We start from the raw sequence: 21,467 nt of genomic DNA, 5'->3' as shown, positions 1-21,467 counted from the left end.
CCGATGCCAATCAGAGCAGTTCTTTTCGACATGGACGGCACCCTGCTCGACACCGCGCCAGACTTCATTGCGATCTGTCAGGCGATGCGTGCCGACCGCGGCTTGCCACCGATGAACGACAAGCACATCCGCGACGAGATTTCCGGCGGCGCCAGGGCGATGGTCGCCGTGACCTTCGCCATGGATCCGGAATCGCCGGGTTTCGAAGCGTTGCGCCTGGAGTTCCTGGAGCGCTACCTCGTCGGTTGTGCGGTGCACAGCAAGCTGTTCGACGGCATGGCCGAGTTGCTCGCCGATATCGAGAAAGCCAACCTGATCTGGGGCGTGGTCACCAACAAGCCACTGCGCTTCGCCGAACCGATCATGCAACAACTGGGGCTGTCCGAGCGTTCGGCGCTGCTGATCTGCCCGGATCACGTGAAGAACAGCAAGCCGGATCCGGAGCCGCTGATCCTGGCCTGCAAGATGCTCGACCTGGACCCGGCCAGCGTGCTGTTCGTCGGCGACGACCTGCGCGACATCGAGTCGGGCCGTGATGCCGGCACCAGGACGGCTGCGGTGACCTTCGGCTACATCCACCCTGACGATAACCCGCGTCACTGGGGTGCGGACGTGGTGGTCGATCATCCGCTGGAGTTGCGCAAGGTTTTGGATAGCGCCCTCTGCGGCTGCTGATTAACGTCAAGAGATCGCAGCCTTCGGCAGCTCCTACAGGATGCACGTCGATCCCCTGTAGGAACTGCCGCAGGCTGCGATCTTTTCAGCTCTATTGATGGATTATGTAGAGGTTTTCTATGTTTGATTATTCCGCCCGCCCCGAACTGCTCAAGGATCGGGTCATCCTGGTCACCGGCGCAGGACGCGGCATCGGCGCCGCAGCGGCAAAGACCTACGCCGCCCACGGCGCAACCGTGTTGCTGCTGGGCAAGACCGAAGCCAACCTGACCCAGGTCTACGACGAAATCGAAGCCGCCGGGCATCCACAACCGGCGGTGATCCCGTTCAACCTCGAAACCGCCCTGCCCCATCAGTACGATGAGCTGGCGGCGATGATCGAAAACGAATTCGGGCATCTCGACGGCCTGCTGCACAATGCCTCGATCATCGGCCCGCGCACGCCGATCGAGCAGCTTTCCGGCGAAAACTTCATGCGAGTCATGCAAGTCAACGTCAATGCCATGTTCATGCTCACCAGCACATTGCTGCCGCTGCTCAAGCTGTCGCAGGACGCCTCGGTGGTGTTCACTTCCAGCAGCGTCGGCCGCAAGGGACGCGCGTACTGGGGCGCTTACGGCGTCTCCAAATTCGCCACCGAAGGCCTGATGCAAACCCTGGCTGACGAAGTCGATACCGTGGCCCCGGTACGCTCCAACAGCATCAACCCGGGCGCTACCCGCACCAGCATGCGCGCCCAGGCTTATCCGGGTGAAAACCCGCTGAACAACCCGACGCCCGAGGAGATCATGCCGGTCTACCTGTACCTGATGGGTCCGGACAGCACCGGCATCAATGGCCAGGCGTTCAACGCCCAATAACGACCGTACGTCGCTTTTTCGGTGCCGCGCCGGCTTCCCGCCGCGGCACTCGAAGACACCCCAGGCACCTGTCAAACAACCGTCACACGCCACGCCATACCGGTAGTAGATGAAGCACAACCATTTGATTTACTACGAATTTTATTCTGATGAACCGAATGGCACGACTTTCGCTCTAAGTTTGCTCAGACACGCAACGTGAAAGCAGACGGGGTGAAGCGTGAGTGCAGTCGTTACTCATCTTCCAGAAAGCAGATTAAACTTGTACGAAATGTCCTACGGGACTGATGGACCAGTACGACGCGCAGCCCTAAGCCGCTCTCACCCTGCTTGTAAGACAGCCTTACTGCTTAGGGGCGCACGCCTAATGAAACCACCTTCCCAGACCAACGCAATTGACTTCGATAGCGCCAAATTGCAGCGCCTGGGCTTTGGTCAGCAGCCGCCTCTCCTGGAACGGCCCGTCAGCCTTGCGCAAATGCGCCAGCAACTGGGCCTGCAACTGCAAACCAGTCTGGAGCCGCAGCGCATTCTTGGGACTTTCTATCGCGAGATTCAGCGTTTGGTGCCGTTAGACGCCTTGTGTTACCTGCACAAGAGCAGTGATCTGCGCCTGGAGTTCGGCCAGCGTGGCCACCATTCCATCAGTTACAGCCTCAGTCACGATGGCGAACACCTGGGCGAACTGATTTTCCGCCGCAATCAGCGTTTCAGCGAACAGGAACAGGGCAATCTCGAATCACTGCTGGCCGCGCTGCTGTTTCCGATGCGCAACGCGCTGCTTTACCGTACCGCCACCCAAAGCGCACTGCGCGACCCGCTGACGGGCACCGGTAACCGCATCGCCATGGACCAGACGTTGCAAAGGGAAATCGAGCTGTCCCGGCGCCATCTGCAACCGTTATCGGTGTTGATGCTGGACATCGATCACTTCAAGCAAGTCAATGACACCCATGGCCACAGCACTGGCGATGACGTGCTCAAGGCGGTCGCCGCCTCGATCAAAAACCAGTTGCGCAACGTCGACATGGTGTTCCGCTATGGCGGTGAAGAGTTCCTGATACTGCTGTCCAACACCAGCCGCGAACCCGCGGCCATGGTGGGTGAACGGCTGCGGTTTGCAGTGCAGACTCAAGAGTACCTGGCCGACGGCCATACGATCGTGCTGACAGTCAGCCTCGGCTGTTCGACCCTGTTGCCCGGCGAGTCTGCCGACAGCCTGTTGCGACGGGCAGACAGTGCACTGTATGTGGCCAAGCGCGAAGGGCGTAACCGGCTGGAGATGGCGGGCTGATATTCAGCCACGACACAAACCAATGTGGGAGCGAGCCTGCTCGCGAATGGGATCTGACCTTCAACAATGATGTTGACTGACAGTCCGCTTTCGCGAGCAAGCCCGCTCCCACAGTTTTTTCAAGCAGACTTTGAATCAGCCTTCGGCCAATGCCATTCGCTCACGAACGACCGGCGCCCGCTCTGCGTGCTCCAATTGCATGCAACGCTCGAGAAACAGGTACATATAGTCGTAGCTCTTGCAAACAGCCTGGCGCAATTCCACCTGCAGGGATTTGCTCGGGTTGGTGCCCGCCAATGTGCAGATGATTTCCAGGGCTTCCCACGGATGGGCATCGTCGTACTGGGCATGCATCTTCAGCCACTTCATCGCCCGCTTGCGATCCTCCTCGGGGAACGAGGCGGCGTAGATACCGTTGGAACACACGACCGCCGACCATTCCCCGGTCGCTCCTTCGATGGCGTAGTTGGTGGCGGCAATCGCTACGATCAGCGAGTCGGCTGAACTGGTGTGCCAGCACCAATGGCTCAACGCGTGAAGCTCCGGTGCAACCTGCTGTGCCTGCAGGTCCTCCAGGCTGACACCGTGCGCGCGACTCCAGTGCACCCAGTAATCGGCGTGGTTCAATTCGACGCGGATGTTGCGCATCAGCCAACGACGGGCCATGTCTTCGCCGGGATGACGGGCAAAACGGGTCTTGGTCAGGTTTTGTGCCATATACAACGCGAACTGTTCGACCACCGGCCAGCCACCGATCAGGTATTGGCGCATGGTCTTCGCACTGAGTTTGTTGTCTCGCATGCGTTGGTACAGTTCGTGTTCGACAACCCGGCGCTTGCTCTCGCTGCAATCCTGGATCAGGCGCTGGGCCCAGGCAGGGTAACTTGCAGCTTCCATGAGCGGTCCGGTTCGGTTGAATGTGTCGATCACTGTCGAGCTCCTTTTGATTGTGATTGTAAGACCGGCAGGAATTTCAACGGAACGTGCCCGGGGCCTTGAACAACATCGGTTGGGGCCTGGCAGGACGACTCAACAAGCTATCGCTGGTAAACAGATGCGGGCGTTCAATCACATACCCTTGAGCGTAATCCACCCCGATCTCCAGCAATGCCTGCTCGATCTGAGGCGTTTCGACAAACTCGGCAATCGTGCGCTTACCCATGACATGGCCGATGTGATTGATCACTTCGACCATGGCGCGGTTAATCGGGTCGTCCAGCATATCCTTTACGAAACTCCCGTCGATCTTCAGGAAGTCTACAGGCAAATGTTTCAGGTACGCGAATGAGGACATTCCGGCACAAAAATCGTCCAGTGAAAAATGGCATCCTAAGCCTTTGAGTTCATTAATGAATCTGATGGCGCTGCCAAGATTCGAAATGGCACTGGTCTCAGTAATTTCAAAACAAATCATTTCAGGCGGAATCGAATGCGTCACAAACTGTTCGCGCAAGAAGTCCAGGAACGCCTCATCCCCGATCGTCGTGCCTGACAGATTTATCGCACACATGGCCAGCGGACCGGGGCCTTGCTCGGCCCGGCATTGGGCAATGATCTTGAACACGTTCTGCACCACCCAACGATCAAGCGAGCTCATCAGGCCATAACGCTCGGCAGCCGGAATGAAGCTGTCGGGCAAGATCATCCGCCCCGCTTCATCATGCAATCGCAGCAGAATTTCAATATGCCCGCCGTCCTGCTCGACATGGCCCAAGGGGACAATTTCCTGGGCGTACAGGCAGAAGCGGTCTTCCTCCAGCGCCATGTGCAAACGTTGCACCCAGGCCATTTCACCGAAACGCAGGGACAGTTCCGAGTCATCCGGATGATAGACCTGGACGCGGTTGCGACCCTTTTCCTTGGCCATATAGCACGCCATGTCAGCAGCCCGCAGCGAGACTTCGAGCGTGGTCGGATTCTGCGCGACATGAACCAGCCCGATACTGACAGTGGTGACGAAAGGTCGGCCCTTCCAGACAAAATGCAGATTCTGCACAGTCTGGCGCAGGCTCTCGGCAATTTTCTCCGCCGCTTCCGGCGCGCAGTTTTCCAGCAGGATGCCAAACTCGTCGCCGCCAAGGCGCGCCAGGGTATCGCCTTCGCGCAGCCCCGATTGCAGCAAGGCGCAGATATGCCGCAACAGTTCGTCGCCCGCCGCATGGCCGCAGGTGTCGTTGACCAGTTTGAACTGATCCAGGTCGAGGAACATCAGGGCGTGGCGCCCCGAGTAGCGGGTCAGGTTGTGCAGCGCCTGTTCCAGGCGATATTCGAATTCACGGCGGTTGGCGAGTCCGGTCAAGGCATCGTGGGTCGCCTGCCATGACAGGTTGGCAATGTATTGCCGCTCCTGGGTCATGTCATGCAGCACCAGCACCGTCCCGCTGACTTTGCCAGCATTGCGGATGGGCGCGCCCACCAGTGTGACCGACACCGTGCTGCCGTCCAGGCGTTGAATCAGCCTGGAGTGCTCGCTGCCGCCACTGAGCTGGCCGCTGAGTATATGCTCGATAAGGGTGAAGCCATCGGTCTGGGCCTCTTCGTCCAGCAGGTTGAACAGCGCTGCCAGCGGCAAGCCTGTCGCCTGCTCGGCCTTCCAGTGGGTCAACGCCTCGGCCGCCGGATTCATGTAGGCAATCGCACCGGAAACATCCGTGGTGATCACGCCGTCGCCAATCGATTGCAGGGTGATCTGCGCCCGTTCTTTCTCCAGTTGCAGCGCATCGGCGAAGGCATGGCGCTGCTTGAGCAGCTTGCGGGTGCGCATCAGCGCCAGTGCAATCAATCCAAGCGCGGTGGCGAGGTTAGTCAGCAGCAGCAGGCGAAGAATCACCCGCGACCCTTCCCCCAGTGCATCACTGAAGGCTTTCGCCGCCGGAGTCACTTCATCATTGATCGCGAAGATCTGCGCCTTCCAGCGCTGGATATCCGCAACAGAGGCAGGGCTGGTATTGATGTGCTGATGCATGTCCCTGGCAACGTCATCGAGCTTGGCCAGATAGGCATCACCCACGGTCCACAGGTCGATGGCTTTTTCGAGGTAACTGAAGTGACGAAAGTTGAGGTACAGCCAGATCAGGCTGGAAACGTCGTCCGGGTGGTTGCCCCCCTTGAGAATCGCCACACGCGCCGCTTCGATATTCGGCGGATGCTGATCCAGCGCCACACGCAATTCATGCCCGCCCTGAGGCACGGAAATGGCGTTCTGGTACTTTTCAAATATCCCTTCGTCGCCGCTGTCGGCGTAAAGGTTGAGGTAATAGATGGCGTCTTTCTGGCCCTTGGACCAAAGGCTTTCGCCGGCAACATAGCCGCGAACGGCCGACAGCACATAAAGGCTAACGCCGCCCAGCAAGGCTTGAAACAACACAACGGCGATAAATGGCCAGACAATGCCCAACAACCGTGGCGTTCCGAGAGTCCGCGTTTGATTCATGAGGTCCCTTGCATTAGCACTGCTTGCTCGTCTTCCGGACGTAATCGCTTTAGCCAGACTAGGGGGCATTCGTGATCCCGGCAAGTAAGAACTGCCGCCCACCGTGAGCAGCGCTCTTGCAGTAACGCCAGCACCGTACCAGCCCTGCCATAGACCTCGAACAGAAATCGACTTCTTCAGAAACGCTGCATTATCTATGTACCGCACAGCCCTTGCCATGAACCGTTGTAATCGGTGGCGAAACGCCAATGCTCGTTCAATCGAGCGCCCACCAACCGACGCAACGAAAAGAGAAGCAGGCTTATGCAAACTCCCACTTCGACTAGCACATCAGCTGAAACTTCAAATTCAGCCCCGACCACTTCGCAGATCTATCAGGGCCAACTGGATGACTATGAATTATTGCTGTCTTTCCTGCGCGCAGAAGTCAGCTCTATGTCTCATTTCGCGCAAACACTGCTCAGACCCTGCACGCGCTCTCCCCTGGATCAAGTAAATGAAGCCGGTCAAACCGCTTTGCAAGACTTGATGAAAGACAGCAAGTACCAAGCACTGTGTAAAAGTAAAAACGTGTCCCCTCACTATTTGATTGTCACTGCAAAAGACGGAACCTACGTCTACGAGACGTCGAATCGCGATGACCAGAACAAGGTAGTTCTGAAATTAACCGGATCTGAAAAATGGTCAGAACCTAAAGCACGGATCGAAAAGGCGACCGAGTTGCTGGGTGGACAGATCCGTTACGACCGCCATATCAGTCTGCCAAGAATGGCCACTTTTTACGGCCTTGCCCCCTGGGATCCGACCAATTCGGCTGAACACCAAGCTGCCATCAATGCCCTTGAGGAAAAAATCGCAAGCTATCGTCTGAAACTGGAAGACGACTTCAACATTGTCGACTTGAAGCGCCCTCCCAGTGAAAAGGATCGCAAATTTTTCAAAGTTGTCAGGGCAGCTTCATCCGATCCCTCCAGTGTCACTATGCAAAAAGTACAAGAGCAGATCATCGGTGCGGAAACGATCGAAACGATAAGAACGTTTGTGCCCGAGGCCGGCATTTCTCCATTCACCCATCTGGCCAATGACATTCTTATGTCGGCTACCGTTGAACAAATCCGCGCCACTCCTACCGTTTTTCTTGAAAAGATCCTGCAAAACCCTGAAGCCGAGAAACTGGCAACCGGCTTGCTGTCGACTTTGAATTGGTATGGAGGAGCACCTGGTGAAGAAACGTCGCCGCACATCCGCATCAAAGTCATAGCCAACGCATTGCAATTCTGGTTTGAGTCACCGAGCCGAAACCCGGAAGAAATTGCCGGTTTCGATTGGCTGGCGCGTTCACACTGGGGCAAAAGTTATCAGGCCATCAGAAGCGAATTCGAGACCCATCTACTCTCGTCAAAACGGGCCGCATCGGAAAAAGAAGCGATTGTTATGGCCCGATTGTTTCTGCACCGGTTTCCGGTCGAGTTCCGTGTCCCCGATATTCCGACCGCGCTTCCATACCGGAGCTCCCTTGTTTGGGTGAATTTCCTGAATGGCGTGAACCTGATAAACGCTACCGACCCTGGAGCGTTGTGCAGAATGACCTTTCAGCAATTGGTTAACCTGGCCCTCGATCGGGCCGAGGGAGCGACAGACGAGCAACTGAAAGAAATCAGTCTGGCAAGGCTGCTGCCGACACTGGACTGGGCAGTGACCCAAGGCATCATCCTGCCTAAGCGTCATGAAGATTACACAGAGCCCGAAATCGAACTGGCGCTATCGGAGCTGGATAAACACACCAATACGCTCGGCACTGCCATCACCCGAATCAACGAAACCCCGCCAAACCGACTATCAATGGCGAAAACCGTAGCGGAAAAGTTCTTTGGAAAACGCTTTGTCGCGCAAAACAGGAAGCTGGCGAGGAAAGAACGCGAGACCATCCGATGGAATAGCGTTCCGACCCTCAGTGGCAGGGAGTACGATCACTATTCGCTCATCGACATCCTCGCCTCAAATGAATTCGATGAGCAGACACGATGGTATTACACGCAGGCTGATGGCGCCGTCAGTCAATACTATTTCAAGATCGACAGTAACCGAAAGGTAGCGTCGCCCTTTTACTGGGAAGCATCAGGGATACCGGCGGTAATTGGCATCCTGCCAGAAGTCAAATCGATGTTCTATCACGGCTTCCTGGATTATCTTGAACGACAGACAACGGCTTACCAAACGCTGATTCGCAGTCAACTGGCTTCACTCCCATTCGACGATCGTCAGGCCATTGAATGGGGTGAACTCAAAATCCATAGCCTGAGAAAGGAAACCAGCGGTGTAGAAGCCCAAAACGAAACACCTGAAATAATCCTGCCACTACGAGCCCGTAACGGCCTGATTTTGCAGACGACCTACGCCAAGGAAACAAGAACTTACGAACTGCTACCCCGAGCAGGGCTGATACGCCGCGTCGAAAACCCCGAGTCGAAGCAATTCGGGGGTGCCCAAAAAACCGAGACGTGGCGAATGAACAGAGGGACCGTTTCAGTTTCGGTGTTGCGCAACCAGACATTACCCTTTGACTGGGATGCTCATTCGATCGGGCGCGCACCCAACGCGGGAGCGGTCTGTGAGGCAATCATCGAACAGCTAGGTGATACGTTCACCGCACCTTCCAACGATGTGCAAACCGTAAACAGTGCGCCACTGACACTTTCCTCACCCCGTTGCCTGGAAATCAGTCATTTCATTGCCAGCCTGCTACCGTTTGTAGACCCCAAACAGCTCTACAAGGACTGTGCCGGGCAGACTGCGTTTGAGCGCGAAAAAGCCGAGAAGGATGAAGTCCTCGAAGTTATCAAAATCTTCGTGCCATTCTGGAAAAGTATCGAAGATCTGGCCTCAGGCGAAAAGACACGCCTTATCAATGGAGTGTTCGGAGTATTCATCGACCTGTTGTCATTCGCACAACCGATCGGCAAGTTTGCTTCGGGCTCGACAAAACTAGTCAGCAATGCCGGCCAACTGACCTTACGCGCCAGACTTCCAGCATTTAAATTGCTGACCAAGGAGTTTTTGATTTTGAGCTTGCAGGCACTGAACCCGCTTGACGGCATCGGAGCGCTGCTCAAGGCATTGGGATCAAAAGGACTGAAAATCGGCAGATCCGGTATTTTCAGCATCAAGGAATTGGCGGGCAGAGCGGGTCACTATAATTTCTCCCGCAGCCTGCCGCAGGTCACTGGTGCGGGCCGCTGGAAGCCTTTGGTCAACGGCGACCAGTTAGCGTCCCTGAGAGGTCTGGACGATGTACCCGTACGTAATCTGTCGTCCTCAGGCAAGGCGCAGTATTACCTGGTCGATCCATTGTCGTCCAAGCCCTATGGCCCCTTGCTACGCAGCCGTTCGAGTGAGTTCTCATTGGGGCGATCCCACTACAGCCCCCTGGAAAAAACCAAAGACAATGTCATTGTCGAGCTGGCTGACAAAAGCAGCGTGCGCGAAGTGCTTGAAGTCGATGGCCGGACGACGCTCTTCATTGACGACCAACCTTACCGACTGAAGGACGATGTGTTACGCCGCGCCGACTTGATGGACCTGAAGGACAGCTACAAGGCGGCTGTCGCATACCCGGTTCCGCGCCGTGTAAAACCAGCTATGTCCTTCGCTCCCCTGCCCCCACACCCGACATCGGCAGTTTTGATACTGCCAAGGGTTGGGCGCCCTGGTTCGGGGATATGACTTACATCCCCGCGACCAACAGAGCTGCAATGCAAGTGAGCGCGATCCGCACCCACTCAACCCTTCAGGGCACAATGGAATTTCAAAAGGGTATTTATGGGCGGGTCATGGTCAGTGTCCCCGTTCCAGGAGAAGAACTCGCCGATAACTTCCACGTCGGCAGTATCATTGTCGAAGCGGCGGACGGTTCAAAACACTACGTATTCACGCGGTTGAACGCCGGGGACTTTTACTTCGCCGAGCGCGCGCCTGGACATGGCGTGCATGACCTCCTGACGTTCAAGAAAGCCGACACCCTATCCGATGAACTGAAAAACGAGTTATTGGTGGTGTACACCGGCTCTCTGAATGCCAACAACATGGTCAGAATCCATGGCCAGGCGTTGGTAGAGCGAGCACTGAAAGCGATGGATGAGATTGCCATCCCGATCGGTGGCCATACCAATCCACCTGAAACACTCAAATGGCTCAAGGTTGATACCAGCCCGGGCGAAGCGGCTTTATTCGATCATTCCACACGAATGATCATTCGGTTTTCCACCGACGGTGCCGCAACCTGGTCGCTGTCCAAGGCTGCCCCCGACAGCGCACGTGAAACGACTGCGGAAATTTTCAACAACCTGTTCGAAAGAAACGTCATCACCGTCGCATCGTCGGCGCAGGCGGGGCCCAAGGCATTAAAAATCGATGACACGATGATGCGCCTGCAACGCCTCATCCGCCAGAAAACACGACGCCCCCTGCACACACCCCGGAACATCGCGTTCGCCGAAATCAAGACAAAAGCCGGGGTGCGCGAGGTGTATGTCAGCGTTTCCGGTAACCAGGGTGATACGGGCTTCCTGCCATTGTTTGCCAAAAACAGACATACGAATGAGGTCAAAGTCGGCAGCACCAGCTACTTCAATATCGATCATGAAGTCCGCTTCCCGAAGACCGCACTTGATGTAACGCCCCAAGGCAAACTGCAGGCGATCCCGCGCACCATCAATGACATTGAAACCTACACGCCTGCGCTCACCTCTCGCCCCACCTCACTGGACACCGAAAGCAAACTAATCAGTGTCATCCGCGGCAAATACCCGAATCCCAAGGATCTGGACTCCATCACGATCGCCACCACGCTGAAGCCATGCGAATCGTGCTCGGTCGTGATCAAGCAGTTCGGCTATGACGGCAGCGCCAATGCACTGGACGTGATCTGGAAGTAATTGCTTGCCGGTCAGTGCCGCTGCAGATGCCCATACAGCTTGGCATACAGGCCACCATCGGCAATCAGCTGCTGGTGGTCGCCGTCCTCGGCAACTTGCCCGCCGTCGAACACCAGCACTCGATCAGCCTGTTTCACCGCCGAAAGGCGGTGGGCAATGATCAACGTGGTGCGGTTGCTCAGAAACCGCGCCAGGGCCTGGTGCAGGTTGTATTCGGTGGCAGCATCCAGTGCAGAGGTGGCTTCATCGAGGATCACCACCTTGGGCTCGGCCAGCACCATCCGGGCGATGGCCAGGCGTTGGCGCTGTCCGCCGGACAGACGCACGCCGGAGCGCCCGACGACGCTGTCCAGGCCATTGGGCAAATCCCGCACCGTGCCGTGCAATTGGGCGATTTCCAGTGCATGCCAGCAAGCCTCGTCACTGCGCTCACGGCCCATGGTCAGGTTGGCCCGGATGGTGTCGTTGAACAGCGCCGGATGCTGCAGGACCACGGCAACATTTTCCCGCACGGTTTCCAGGCCGATCTCCTGCTGGGTCGAACCGCCAAAGCGAATGGTTCCGGCCAACGGCGTGTACAAGCCCAGCAGCAGTTGCACCAGCGTACTCTTGCCCCCACCACTGGCGCCGACGATCGCGACCTTCTCGCCGGGGGCGATGGACAGGTTCATCTGGTTCAGGACCAGTTCATCGCCGTAGCCGAAGCTCAACCCTTGCACTTCCAGCCCGACCGTCTCGCGCCCGATGAACGGGTCGACGCCGCCCGGGTATTCAGGCTCATCAGCGCGCGACAGCAGCTCGTTGATCCGCGACAGCGCACCGCCGGCAGCGTAGTAGGCATATTGCAGGTTCAGCAGCTGTTCGACCGGACCGATCATGAACCACAGATAGCTGAACACCGCGAGCATCTGGCCGATGGACAGGTCGGAGAACAACACCGTGAGCATGGCCGCGGCGCGGAAAATATCGATGCCGAACTGGAACAACAAACCGCTGGCCCGGTTCGACGCATCGGTTTTCCATTGCGAATTCACCGCATAGTCGCGCACGTCACGGGCGCGTTGCCCCAAGCGACCGAGGAAGAACCCCTGACGGTTGCCGGCGCGAACTTCCTGGATGGCATCCAGGGTTTCGGTCAGCGCCTGGGTAAAGCGCGAAGTGCTGTCGTTCTCGAGTTTCTTCAGGTGCTTGACCCGTTTGCCCAACTGCACCGTGGCGTAGATCACCAGCGGGTTGAACAGCAGGATCAGCAAAGCCAGTTTCCAGTGCATCCACATCAGAATGCCCGCCGTACCGACCAGGGTCAGCATGGCCACGAGGAAACGGCTGAGGGTTTCACCGACGAATTTGTCCAGCGTGTCCAGGTCGGTGACCAGATGCGTGGTCACCGTGCCGCTGCCCAGGCTTTCGTATTCACCCAGCGAGATACGCTTGAGCCGTTCGATCAGGCGTATGCGAATGCGGTAGACGATGTCCTTGGCCAACCCGGCGAACAATTTCGCCTGCACCACGTTGAACAGCAACGCCGTACACCTCAGGGTCAAGGTCACCAGCAGCATCAGGCCGATGTAGCCCGCCGCTTTTTGCCAGCCTTCGGGCAGCGCGTGGTTCATGATCTTGAGCGCGGCGTCACCGTGCCCCAGCAACACCTCGTCCACCAGCAACGGCAGGAGCAAGGGAATCGGCACGCTGCACAAGGTCGCCAGCACGGCCACGCCGTTGGCGATCCACAGGGATTTCTTGTGATGCAGGGCCAGGCGACGGATTTCCGCCCAGCTCAGACGGTCGACACGTTTGGCGGTGGCGACGTCATCGGGCAGGTCATGCACAGGCAGCGCGCTCCAGCCAGCGGCCGAGCAGCGGGGACAGCACACCCAGAGACTGATAGCCGTTGGTCAGCAATGCCAATTGACCATTGCGTTCAGCGAGCAATGTAGGAAAACCGGCGATGCCCAGGTCCTGGACCCAGGTGAAATCGGCGGCGGTGGCTGCGTGCATGTCAGCCCGATCGAAAGCGCCGGCGAACTCGATGCGCGGCAAACCGGCCTGTTCCGCCAACTCGACCAACACGCTGGCCTGGGTGACATCACGGCCTTCGGCATAAAATGCGTGCTGAATCAGCCCGAGCAGTTTCAACGCGCAATCCGGCGCCAGGCTGCGCGCCGTCACCAAGGCCCGGCAGGCAGGTTCGGTATCGTAGACAAAACCGTCGGGCAGCGCGCCTTCAAGCTTGAACGGCTGGCCGGTGGCCTCGGTGACCGCCTGCCAATGCTCAAAAATATAGCGTCGGGTGGTCGGCTCCAGCGCCGCACCGCTACCGGTGCGCAAACCACCCACGATCAGATGCACATCCACACCCGCGGCTTGCGCCTGCTCGACCAGTGCCTTGGCCACCGGGGCAAACCCCCAGCACCAGGAACACATCGGGTCCATCACATAGAGCAGTCGCGCAGACATGGTTCAGGCCTCGGTGGATGCTTGCTTGTAGTTGTAGCCGATCGGGTGAGGCTGGTTACGAGCCTTGGCCAGTTCGATCTGCTTCTGCCGGTCGATGGCGCTGCGACGGGTCTTCTCACTCAGCTTATCCCAGCAATGCGGGCAACTGATGCCGGCCACGTAATGCTCGGACGTGCGGTCTTCGATGCTGACCGGTGTGCGGCAGGCATGACATTGATCGTAGTCACCTTCGCTCAGGTCGTGACGCACGGTCACGCGGTTGTCGAACACGAAGCAGTCGCCCTGCCACTTGGTTTCTTCCTGCGGCACCTCTTCGAGGTACTTCAGGATGCCGCCCTTGAGGTGGTAGACCTCACCGAAGCCCTCGCTGAGCATGTAGCTCGACGCCTTCTCGCAGCGAATGCCACCGGTGCAGAACATCGCGACCTTCTTGTGCACGGCCGGGTCGAAGTTGGCTTTGATGTAGTCTGGAAATTCGCGAAAACTGGTGGTTTTCGGGTCGATGGCGCCTTCGAAGGTGCCAATCGAGACTTCGTAATCGTTACGGGTGTCGATCAACAGCACTTCCGGGTCGCTGATCAGCGCGTTCCAGTCCTGCGGGTCGACGTAGGTACCGACCTTTTTGTTCGGGTCCACGCCTTCCACGCCAAGGGTGACGATTTCTTTCTTGAGTTTGACTTTGGTGCGGTAGAACGGCTGCTCGTCGCAGTACGACTCTTTATGGTCGATGTCGTCCATGCGCGGGTCGTTCTTGAGCCAGGCCATCAACCCGTCGATGCCTTCGCGGCTGCCGGACACGGTGCCGTTGATCCCTTCTTCGGCAATCAGCAGGGTGCCTTTGATGCCGTTATCGACCATCGCTTGCAGCAGGGGCTCGCGCAGGGCGACGTAATCTTCCAGGGTGACGAACTTATACAGTGCCGCCACGACAATCTGTTGTGTCATGGGTAAATCTCCAGGTGGCTACCCTCGTAAGGGGTGAACCGGATGCGAAAAAAAACGCGCCGGGTGAGCGGCGCGTTGGGCATTCTAACAAAAAAGATCGCAGCCTGCGGCAGCGCCTACAGGAGAATGTATCCCCATGTAGGAGCTGCCGCAGGCTGCGATCTTTTGATCTTGATGATCTTAATGCTTGCTGCCACCGGCACAGGTCGGCGAGGCCGGAGCCGCGTCGATCTGCGCCCATTCCTCTGGTGTGTAGGTATGCAGCGCCAACGCATGGAACTCGCCCATCAGTTCGCCGAGCGTGCCGTAGACTTTCTGGTGACGCTTGACCCGGTTCAGGCCTTCGAACTGCGTACTGACCACCACCGCCTTGAAATGGGTTTGCAGCCCACGGCTGTGCATGTGGCTCTCATCCAGCACTTGCAGATGCTCGGGCTGAAGCAGGGCCAGCGTCGATTCGATGCGTTGTTGCATGGTCATACCGAACTCCGCTTAAGGCTTTTTCTTGGCGGGTGCAGCCGCGTCTTTCGGGGTCAGCTCGGCGGTCATGTCGGCCAGCAGCTTGTTGACCACCGGCACCGCGCTTTCCAGCTTGGCCTGGGTCATCTGGGCCGATTGCTGGGTCAGCTGGGGCATTTTTTCCAGGACTTTCTTGCCCAGTGGCGACTGGTAGAACGCAACCAGGTCCTTGAGTTCGGATTCGCTGAAGTTGCTGGTGTACAGCTTGACCATGTCCGGCTTCAGCTTGTTCCAGCCGATGGCCTGGTCCAGAGCGGCGTTAGCCTTGGCCTGGTAGGTTTCCAATACGGCTTTTTTCGATTCAGGGGCTTTGGTCTGTTCGAAACGCTGGGCAAACATCTGCTGTACTTGCATATACACCGGAGTGCCCAGTTTGTCAGCGTGCGCCATGGTCAGGAAAGCCTCGGCACTGGCGTTATGGCTGGCGGTGTCGGCGAGAACCTGGCCGCTGGCGCAGACCAAAGCAACGGCGGTACAGATGGCACGAAGACGAGTCATCGAGTTTCCTTTTCTAGCTGGCGAGGTAAAACCCCAAGGGCGTCCATTCTGCGCCTAAAAAAGTGTGTCGCTCAACCCCAAGCCTTGTCGCACCTGATTTAGAGGGGTTGAATGGTCAAATTCAGACTGATGGAACCACGGCCGGCGATCACGGCCTAAACTGCGCAATCGGACCTACAGGAGTGAGCAAGATGAGCCGTATCGAAACCGACAGCCTCGGCCAGGTTGAAGTCCCGGATGAAGCCTATTGGGGCGCTCAGACGCAACGCTCGCTGATCAACTTCGCCATCGGCAACGAACGCATGCCGCTGGCGGTGTTGCATGCCCTGGCGCTGATCAAGAAAGCCGCGGCGCGGGTCAATGATCGCAACGGCGACCTGCCCGCCGATATCGCCCGTCTGATCGAACAGGCCGCCGACGAGGTGCTCGCCGGCGACCACGACGACCAGTTTCCGCTGGTGGTCTGGCAAACCGGCAGTGGCACCCAGAGCAACATGAACGTCAACGAAGTGATCGCCGGTCGCGCCAACGAACTGGCCGGCAACCCCCGTGGCGGCAAGTCCCCGGTGCACCCCAACGATCACGTCAATCGCTCCCAGAGCTCCAACGACTGCTTCCCCACCGCCATGCACATCGCGGCCGTCCAGGCGGTGCAACAGCACTTGCTGCCGGCGATCAGCGAGCTGTCCGGCGGCCTGGCCGAGCTGGCTGCTCGCCATATGAAGCTGGTCAAGACCGGTCGTACCCACATGATGGATGCGACACCGATCAGCTTCGGTCAGGAAATCTCGGCCTTCATCGCGCAACTCGATTACGCCGAGCGGGCGATCCGCAGCGCACTGCCCGCCGTCTGCGAGCTGGCCCAGGGCGGCACAGCGGTCGGCACCGGGCTGAATTCGCCCCTCGGATTCGGTGAAGCCATCGCCGCCGAGCTGGCCGCCCTCTCCGGTTTGCCGTTCATCACCGCGCCGAACAAATTCGCTGCACTGGCCGGTCATGAGCCCCTGACCACGCTGTCCGGCGCGCTGAAAACCCTCGCCGTGACCCTGATGAAAATCGCCAACGACCTGCGCCTACTGGGCTCCGGCCCGCGCGCCGGCTTCGCCGAAGTCAGGCTGCCGGCCAATGAACCGGGCAGCTCGATCATGCCGGGCAAGGTCAACCCGACCCAGTGCGAAGCGTTGTCGATGCTGGCCTGCCAGGTGCTGGGCAACGACGTCGCCATCGGCTTTGCGGCCAGTCAGGGCCACTTGCAGTTGAACGTGTTCAAACCGGTGATCATCCATAACCTGCTGCAATCGATTCGATTGCTCGGTGATGGCTGCAGTAACTTTCAGCAGCATTGCGTGGCCGGCCTGGAGCCGGATGCGGAAAAAATGGCTGAACACCTGGAACGTGGCCTGATGCTGGTGACGGCGCTGAACCCGCACATTGGCTACGACAAATCGGCGGAGATCGCCAAAAAGGCGTACAGCGAAGGGCTGACCTTGCGTGAGGCGGCGCTGCAGCTGGGGTATCTGACCGATGAGGAGTTCGATGCCTGGGTAAGGCCGGAGAATATGCTGGAGGCCGGCGCCAAGGGCTAGAAATTGCATTGAAGCGAAAAGATCGCAGCCTGCGGCAGCTCCTACAGAGAATGAGATCCCAATGTAGGAGCTGCCGCAGGCTGCGATCTTTTGCTCTTCAGGCCACACGCATCCGTCGCGCCTTGAGCCCGGCAATCAACGACGGCCCCAACGCCACCAGCGCCGAGCCCAGCACCACCAGCACCGCACCGCCATACCCCAACCCATTGATCGTCTCGGCATGCACATACTCGGGCCACAGCCATGCCGCCATGGCAACCGCCGCAAAAGTCACCAACGGCGTGATGGCCAGCGTCGCGCTGACCCGGGAAGCTTCCCAGTGGGCCAGGGCCTCGGCAAACGCGCCATAGGCAATCAGGGTGTTGAGGCAGCACGCCAGCAGCAACCACCCCTGCAAGGGGTTCAATTGCAGCGCTTCGAGCGGATGCACCCAGGGCGTCAGCAGCGCCGCGCAAAACAGGTAGATCACCATCATCACCTGCAGCGAGTTCCACACCGTCAGTAGTTGTTTCTGCCCCAGGGCATAGAAGGTCCAGACCGTGGACGCCAGCAGTACCAGCAGCACGCCGGCGGTGTAGTCGGTCAGCGACGTGAGCAATTCACTCAAGCGCTGGTTGAAGAACAGTGCAAAGCCGATCAGCAGCACCAGCAGGCCAATCCCCTGACCCAGGCTGAAGCGTTCCTTGAACACAAACAGACTGGCGATCAGCAGCATGATCGGCCCCATCTGCACCACCAGTTGCGCGGTGCCGGGGCTGAGCAGGTTCAGGCCCATCAAATACAAGACATAGTTGCCCACCAGGCCGAGCACGGCCATCAGCACCAGCCAGCCACCGCGAGGACCGAGCACTTTGCGGCTGGGCAGGCGCCTGGTGGCCGCCAGGTAAATGAACAGGCAACCGCCAGACACCAGCAGGCGAAACCAGGTCACCGTCACCGGGTCCATCACCAGCAACACTTGCTTGAGCTTGATCGGCAGGATTCCCCACAACAACGCGGTCAGCAAGGCCAGGAACAGACCGTAAACCCAGCGACCCGATGAAATGTGCATGTGAACCCCGAAGCCAACTGACAGGAGCCGTCATTCTAGGCGCAGAGCCGTGGCGTACACAGGGACAGTTTCGGTCTGGCCGCGAATGAAACTGTGCGGGTCGTAATCTTCGGGGATGTTTTTTGACCGAGGTGCGCCTATCGCGAGCAAGCTCGCTCCCACAGGTTCTTTGGGCGCCACAAAACCTGTGGGAGCGAGCTTGCTCGCGATGGCTATCTAACTGACGACGAAAATATCGGGGTTTACCTCACCGCCTCAAACAACCCCGTAGCCCCCATCCCGCCACCCACGCACATGGTGACGATGCCGTACCGCAGATTGCGCCGCTGCAATTCACGCACAAGGTGCCCGACCTGACGCGAACCGGTCATGCCGAACGGGTGGCCGATGGAAATCGAGCCGCCGTTGACGTTGTACCGGGCGTTGTCGATTTCCAGGCGATTACGGCTATAGAGGCATTGCGAAGCGAACGCCTCGTTGAGTTCCCACAGATCGATGTCGGCAACTTGCAAGCCCTTGGCCTTGAGCAGTTTCGGTACCGAAAACACCGGGCCGATGCCCATCTCGTCCGGCGCGCAACCGGCCACGGTAAAACCGCGGAAGAACGCTTTCGGCTTGAGTCCCAGTTTCAGTGCCTTTTCCAGGCTCATCACCAGGGTCATGGACGCGCCGTCCGACAGTTGCGAAGAGTTGCCGGCCGTGACCGAGCCATCTTCGGCGAACACCGGTTTCAAGCCGGCCAGGCTTTCCAGGGTGGTGTCGGGGCGGTTGCAGTCATCGCGGTCGACGATGCCGTCGAGGATCTGTGCCTGGCCGGTCGCCTTGTCTTCGACGCGGTACTTCACCGCCATCGGCACGATTTCATCAGTGAACAGCCCGGCGGCCTGAGCCTCGGCGGTACGCTGCTGGCTTTGCAGCGCGTACAGGTCCTGCTCTTCGCGGCTGACGTTGTACCGACGCGCAACGATTTCAGCGGTCTGGCCCATCGGAAAGTAGATGCCCGGCACCTGCTCCTTGAGCAGCGGGTTGATCAGGTTGTCGGTGTTGACGCTTTTCATGGTCAGGCTGATGGACTCGACGCCACCGGCGACGATGATGTCGCTGCAACCCGAAGCGATCTGGTTGGCGGCGATAGCGATCGCCTGCAAGCCCGAGGAACAGAAGCGGTTGAGGGACATGCCGGCCGTACCGATGCCCAGGCGCGACAGCACCGCGACATTGCGCCCGATATTGAAACCCTGGGCGCCTTCGTTGGAACCGGCGCCAACAATACAGTCCTCGACGCTTGCCGGATCGATACCGGTGCGCGCCAACAGGGCATCGACACAGTGTGCCGCCATGTCGTCCGGGCGGGTCATGTTGAATTTGCCGCGAAAGGATTTGGCCAGGCCGGTCCGCACGCTGTCGACGATCACCACTTCACGCATGGCATACCTCATTGTTGTTGTCGGTTGAGAGTGGACCGAGCATAAGTCCAGCCCTTCACCAACCGCGACAATCATTCACCTCGCGTATGCGTAACCATCGCCTCAATCCTTGTCCTTCTGCTTCTTGCGCTCATGCCGGTCGGATTTTTCGAAAGCCTCCTCCAGTGCCCGATTGATGGTGCGCAAGACTTTGACTCGCGCCCAGCGCTTGTCGTTGGCTTCCACCAGGGTCCATGGCGCAATCTCGGTGCTGGTACGGTCGACCATGTCGCCGACTGCCGCGCGATAGTCATCCCATTTTTCCCGGTTGCGCCAGTCATCTTCAGTGATCTTGAAGCGCTTGAAGGAAATCTTTTCACGCTCCTCAAAGCGCTCCAGTTGCGTCTGTTTGTCGATGGACAGCCAGAACTTGACCACGATCACACCGGCGTCTGTGAGTTGTTCCTCGAAGTCGTTGATTTCACCGTAGGCACGCAGCCAGTCTGCCGGGCTGCAAAACCCTTCGATGCGCTCCACCAACACCCGGCCATACCAGGAGCGGTCGAACACGGTGAACTTGCCCCGGGCCGGAAGGTGCCGCCAGAAGCGCCACAGATAGGGCTGCGCCCGCTCCTCTTCGGTGGGCGCGGCAATCGGCACGATGCTGTATTGGCGCGGATCCAGCGCCGCCGCCACCCGGCGAATCGCCCCGCCCTTGCCTGCCGCGTCGTTACCCTCGAACACCGTCACCAGCGCATGGCGACGCATGCGTTTGTCACGCATCAACCCGGAAAAACGCGCCTGCTCGGTGATCAGCTGTTCTTCGTAATCCTCCTTGTCCAGGTGCAGGCTCAGGTCCAGGCTGTCGAGCAGGTTCACTTGATCGACACTGGGGAACACTGGCGCGGCGCTGACCTTTTCCGGGTGGATCGTCGGCCGCTGCAATGCGCCCTGCAGGCCCGCCAGCAGAATCCGCCCCACGGCCAGACTGCGATAATGGGCATCCGCCCCGGCGATCACATGCCAGGGTGCATAGTCGCGACTGGTGCGGCGCAGCACCCGCTCGCCATACTTCACGAACCTGTCGTAGGTTTCCGATTGCTGCCAGTCCAGCGGGCTGATGCGCCAGCTGTGCAGCGGGTCGTCGGCCAGCGCCTTGAGGCGTGCCTTCATTTGCTTCTTGGAAAGGTGAAACCAGAACTTGAAGATCAGCGCACCTTCATCGCAGAGCATCTTTTCCAGGCGCTCGGCGCTATTGATTGCCTGGTCCAGCCGCGGATCCTTGAACTCGCCATGGACCCGCCCCTGCAACATCTGGCTGTACCAGTTGCCGAAGAAAATCCCCATGCGGCCCTTGGCCGGGAGCATCCGCCAGTACCGCCAGGCCGGTGGCCGCGCCAGTTCTTCGTCGGTTTGCTGATCGAAGGTGCGGACCTCGATCAGGCGCGGGTCCATCCATTCGTTGAGCAACTTGATCGTCTCGCCCTTGCCGGCACCTTCGATGCCATTGATCAAAATGATCACCGGAAAGCGGCGTTGCTGCTGCAATTCGAACTGCGCTTCGAGCAACGCTTCGCGCAGGGCCGGTTCTTCGGCGTCGTAGGTTTCTTTGTCGATGGCGTGATCGATTTCCGCAGATTCGAACATGGATGGCTCCCTTCCAGATGTGAGCAAGACTAGCGGAAGTTAATGTCGAGCGATGCGGCCTGGATCAAAAGATCGCAGCCTTCGGCAGCTCCTGCGTGGTGGACAGTCATTCCATGGACTAGCTGCCGAAGTAACCCGCACAGCATTTCTTGAACTTCTGTC

At 58.6% G+C, this 21,467-nt stretch carries 16 protein-coding genes; 6 read left to right on the top strand and 10 right to left on the bottom strand.

The window, feature by feature from the left end; genetic code table 11:
• Window positions 1-3: 3 nt before the first annotated feature.
• From mupP to AC07YV_RS27360, 3 genes are all read left to right on the top strand, one after another.
• Window positions 4-675, top strand: a complete 672-nt coding sequence (gene mupP, locus AC07YV_RS27370; protein ID WP_102702340.1) for an N-acetylmuramic acid 6-phosphate phosphatase MupP — start codon at window positions 4-6, stop codon at window positions 673-675.
• 119 nt (window positions 676-794) lie between these two features.
• Entirely contained in the window at window positions 795-1,535 is a 741-nt protein-coding gene (locus tag AC07YV_RS27365) for a YciK family oxidoreductase (protein ID WP_015093975.1), read from the top strand.
• 367 nt (window positions 1,536-1,902) lie between these two features.
• Entirely contained in the window at window positions 1,903-2,829 is a 927-nt protein-coding gene (locus tag AC07YV_RS27360; protein WP_102702339.1) for a GGDEF domain-containing protein, read from the top strand.
• Window positions 2,830-2,964: 135 nt separating this feature from the next.
• On the opposite strand, the gene AC07YV_RS27355 is transcribed toward AC07YV_RS27360, so the two are convergent.
• On the bottom strand, window positions 2,965-3,726 hold the full coding sequence (locus AC07YV_RS27355; RefSeq protein ID WP_256357898.1) for an iron-containing redox enzyme family protein: 762 nt from the start codon (window positions 3,724-3,726) through the stop codon (window positions 2,965-2,967).
• Between the two features lie 76 nt (window positions 3,727-3,802).
• Window positions 3,803-6,262 carry an EAL domain-containing protein gene (locus AC07YV_RS27350; RefSeq protein ID WP_102702338.1) on the bottom strand — a complete coding sequence of 820 codons (2,460 nt, stop codon included), beginning with the start codon at window positions 6,260-6,262 and terminating at the stop codon, window positions 3,803-3,805.
• Between the two features lie 303 nt (window positions 6,263-6,565).
• Here AC07YV_RS27350 and AC07YV_RS27345 point away from each other — a divergent pair, with 303 nt between their 5' ends.
• Window positions 6,566-9,985 carry a hypothetical protein gene (locus AC07YV_RS27345; protein WP_494990374.1) on the top strand — a complete coding sequence of 1,140 codons (3,420 nt, stop codon included), beginning with the start codon at window positions 6,566-6,568 and terminating at the stop codon, window positions 9,983-9,985.
• Window positions 9,982-11,196: a deaminase domain-containing protein gene (locus AC07YV_RS27340; protein WP_494990373.1), complete on the top strand. Its 1,215-nt coding sequence runs from the start codon at window positions 9,982-9,984 to the stop codon at window positions 11,194-11,196. Before AC07YV_RS27345 ends, AC07YV_RS27340 begins: the two co-directional genes overlap by 4 nt.
• 11 nt (window positions 11,197-11,207) lie before the next feature.
• Here the strand turns inward: AC07YV_RS27340 and AC07YV_RS27335 are convergent, their stop codons facing one another.
• The 5 genes from AC07YV_RS27335 to AC07YV_RS27315 form a co-directional block, all read right to left on the bottom strand.
• Complete coding sequence (locus tag AC07YV_RS27335; protein ID WP_102702337.1) at window positions 11,208-13,025, bottom strand: ABC transporter ATP-binding protein; 1,818 nt, start codon at window positions 13,023-13,025, stop codon at window positions 11,208-11,210.
• Window positions 13,018-13,653 (bottom strand): DsbA family protein, encoded by a 636-nt coding sequence (locus AC07YV_RS27330; protein WP_102702336.1) that lies wholly within the window; start codon window positions 13,651-13,653, stop codon window positions 13,018-13,020. The genes AC07YV_RS27335 and AC07YV_RS27330 overlap by 8 nt, the downstream gene beginning before the upstream one ends.
• A 3-nt stretch (window positions 13,654-13,656) precedes the next feature.
• A complete protein-coding gene (trhO, locus tag AC07YV_RS27325; protein WP_102702335.1) occupies window positions 13,657-14,598 on the bottom strand; it encodes an oxygen-dependent tRNA uridine(34) hydroxylase TrhO in 942 nt (313 codons plus the stop codon).
• 180 nt (window positions 14,599-14,778) lie between these two features.
• The gene (locus AC07YV_RS27320; RefSeq protein WP_102702334.1) at window positions 14,779-15,078 is read right to left on the bottom strand and encodes a BolA family protein; all 300 of its coding nucleotides are present in this window, start codon (window positions 15,076-15,078) and stop codon (window positions 14,779-14,781) included.
• Between the two features lie 12 nt (window positions 15,079-15,090).
• Window positions 15,091-15,615 (bottom strand): DUF2059 domain-containing protein, encoded by a 525-nt coding sequence (locus AC07YV_RS27315; RefSeq protein ID WP_093216221.1) that lies wholly within the window; start codon window positions 15,613-15,615, stop codon window positions 15,091-15,093.
• Between the two features lie 191 nt (window positions 15,616-15,806).
• Between AC07YV_RS27315 and AC07YV_RS27310 the strand changes: the two genes are divergently transcribed.
• The gene (locus tag AC07YV_RS27310; RefSeq protein WP_102702333.1) at window positions 15,807-17,201 is read left to right on the top strand and encodes a class II fumarate hydratase; all 1,395 of its coding nucleotides are present in this window, start codon (window positions 15,807-15,809) and stop codon (window positions 17,199-17,201) included.
• A gap of 97 nt (window positions 17,202-17,298) precedes the next feature.
• Here the strand turns inward: AC07YV_RS27310 and AC07YV_RS27305 are convergent, their stop codons facing one another.
• The 3 genes from AC07YV_RS27305 to pap all read right to left on the bottom strand — a co-directional run bounded on the left by AC07YV_RS27305 (window position 17,299) and on the right by pap (window position 21,305).
• The gene (locus tag AC07YV_RS27305; RefSeq protein WP_102702332.1) at window positions 17,299-18,252 is read right to left on the bottom strand and encodes a DMT family transporter; all 954 of its coding nucleotides are present in this window, start codon (window positions 18,250-18,252) and stop codon (window positions 17,299-17,301) included.
• A 242-nt stretch (window positions 18,253-18,494) separates the two neighbouring features.
• Window positions 18,495-19,679 (bottom strand): thiolase family protein, encoded by a 1,185-nt coding sequence (locus AC07YV_RS27300; protein ID WP_102702331.1) that lies wholly within the window; start codon window positions 19,677-19,679, stop codon window positions 18,495-18,497.
• Window positions 19,680-19,781: 102 nt separating this feature from the next.
• Window positions 19,782-21,305: a polyphosphate:AMP phosphotransferase gene (gene pap / locus AC07YV_RS27295; protein WP_102702330.1), complete on the bottom strand. Its 1,524-nt coding sequence runs from the start codon at window positions 21,303-21,305 to the stop codon at window positions 19,782-19,784.
• Between the last annotated feature and the right edge of the window lie 162 nt (window positions 21,306-21,467).

Source organism: Pseudomonas sp. GW456-E7 (assembly GCF_059424105.1).
Note: the sequence above shows the minus strand (reverse complement) of the source record. Positions and strands in the feature narration are given on the sequence as shown.